Source organism: Deinococcus fonticola, from assembly GCF_004634215.1.
Taxonomy (GTDB): Bacteria; Deinococcota; Deinococci; order Deinococcales; family Deinococcaceae; genus Deinococcus; species Deinococcus fonticola.
Window position 1 is genome coordinate 1 of the sequence record NZ_SMMH01000086.1, and the last position, 2,077, is coordinate 2,077.

3 protein-coding genes and 1 tRNA gene are annotated in these 2,077 nt (G+C 55.7%); 2 read left to right on the forward strand and 2 right to left on the reverse strand.

Annotation, left to right across the window (positions count from 1 at the left end):
* Positions 1 to 409 precede the first annotated feature (409 nt).
* Positions 410 to 907 (reverse strand): SGNH/GDSL hydrolase family protein, encoded by a 498-nt coding sequence (locus tag E5Z01_RS19120; protein WP_135230828.1) that lies wholly within the window; start codon positions 905 to 907, stop codon positions 410 to 412.
* Positions 908 to 921: 14 nt separating this feature from the next.
* On the opposite strand from E5Z01_RS19120, the gene E5Z01_RS19125 reads away from it, so the two are divergent.
* Entirely contained in the window at positions 922 to 1,374 is a 453-nt protein-coding gene (locus E5Z01_RS19125) for a site-specific integrase (RefSeq protein ID WP_135230829.1), read from the forward strand.
* 81 nt (positions 1,375 to 1,455) lie between these two features.
* Here the strand turns inward: E5Z01_RS19125 and E5Z01_RS19695 are convergent.
* Positions 1,456 to 1,530: transfer RNA gene (locus E5Z01_RS19695), tRNA-Ser, on the reverse strand.
* A 310-nt stretch (positions 1,531 to 1,840) separates the two neighbouring features.
* Between E5Z01_RS19695 and E5Z01_RS19130 the strand changes: the two genes are divergently transcribed.
* On the forward strand, positions 1,841 to 2,077 hold a 237-nt coding region (locus tag E5Z01_RS19130; RefSeq protein ID WP_276321264.1), incomplete at its 3' end, for a DUF6444 domain-containing protein.

Here is a 2,077-nt window from a genome sequence, read left to right on the forward strand (position 1 = left end):
GAATCCTGGGTGAGCGCCCGAAATGCAGCGGGGGTAAAGATCAATTGGCAATTCTCGACCCAGGATGCCCGTCGCAGCTTTGGTCGGCACTATCAAGCTATCCGTATTAATTGAACGCTGTACTAGGAGAAGTACTCGGGCCATGATTTCGATTGTAAGCGGAATGTTGTTACTACACCTTACCGTTGTGTGATTTATACCCACCAGCTTCAGGCGCGAACGAATTGTAACCAGGCGGCAATTCACGTATATAGCCAGGTCAGTTACATACTTGTGGGGACGTCAAAGTGGAACTAAAACCAAAATCTGTCGGATCTGATGAATCCCAGATCAAGGGCAAGGATGTATGGAGGTAGGCAAGTACCTCCAGCCCCGGCCTGGTGCGGTGTGCGGTTGTCACGTTGGGGAATCACCAGCCGCGCCGTACGATTTCGTTAAACACGGCCTGTGCCACGACGCCATAGCCGGTGTCGTTCAGGTGCAGGCCGTCCGCGCTGACATTGGCGGATGCGGGCGTATCGTCTGCGGTTCCGGCGTTGATGAGCGAGCGCACATCCAGGTAGTGGTGACCAAACATCCGTTTCAGTTCGGCGTTGCGGGCCGCGATGCTGTTGTAGGCGCTGCTGCCGCTCGGCTCGGCCACGGCGTTGATGATGCTCAGCACAAGGTAGCGTCTGTGTGCAACACGCATAGCGTCACGCATAGCAGCAATGTTGTACTGCACGTCCGTATTGGCGTAGTCATTGCGCCCACTCCAGATGATCGTGATGTGTTCCCGCCCTGGATCGTCGGCCACGATCACACGGGTTTTGGCGGGTACAGTGGTCAGGCTGCCCGCTGTGGTGCGGGTAAACGTATAGGTGGTGCCGTCCTTCTGGATCAGCGTGCCGGAAAAAAGGCACGGCACAGGTTCAGGAAACCGTGTCGGATGTCTCCGGGAAGGTCAGGGTGGGCAGCCCGAAGACCGCCGGGAGTCGCCGCACCGTGTACCTCTCGCCGAGCATCCTGGATCTGCTCAGGCGCGAACAGCACAGGCAAGCAGAACTGCGGATTATTCACGGCCCGAAATGGCAGGAGTCCGGGCGGGTGTTCGTGAACAGCCTGGGCGGCACGCTGCTGCCCAATAACCTGAAGCGCGACATGCAGCGCATTTACACAGCGGCAGGCGTGCGCCACCTGCACATTCACGGCCTGCGAGACACGTATGCCAGCCTGGCAGCACGGCAGGGCGTCCCCATCGAGGTGATCAGTAAACAGTTAGGTCACGCCAGCGTGGCCTTCACCCTGAACGTGTACCGCACCGTGTTTCAGGATGAGAGACAACGCTGGGCCATCGACGTGGATGACCTGACGAAAGAACCCGAGAAAAAATAGGATTACGCACGAGTTACGCACATGGCCTTCTGTTACGCACAGGCAAAAATGAAGAACCCCGCACTAGGCGGGGCTTTTCTCTGGTGTACCTGAAGGGATTCGAACCCCTGGCCTTCTGATCCGTAGTTACATCGGATTCATGCACCGTCATAGCACCTCATAGTTTATTGTTCGTCTGAGGCGTATTTTTTCCACGTATTCCACTCCAGTTATACCGTGTGGTTCTGTCTCATGACGGAACGGTAGTGACACAGTAGTGACCAGCTTGGAATGCTAGCACTTCTGTTTATGCCGTAAGATGACTCCCCCACCTGTTTTCACCCGCTGAGAAGCGTTTTCCGGTCTTGACGTGACGGGTCGGCTTGACTTTTTATATAAAAAACGTGACTACTCAGCAGGGGTGGTTGTTGGCGGGGAAAAGGTAGAGTAGAGCATCACACAGGAAGCCTGCCCAAATTGCCAACGACTGGAAGCTGAACTTGTGCAGCTTCGTCAGGAACTTGAGCTTCTGAAGGCAGAGCTACGCGAACTGAAATCCCGTCTGAAACGCGATAGTGAGACTTCAAATCAGCCACTGAGCAAAGACCCGCCCTGGAAGCCCAAAAGTGAGCGGCAGAAGAGCGAACGCTCTTCTGGTGGTCAGCGTGGTCATCCGGGGAAAACCCTGAAATTCAGTGACGAACCCGATGACATCCAGCCCCTC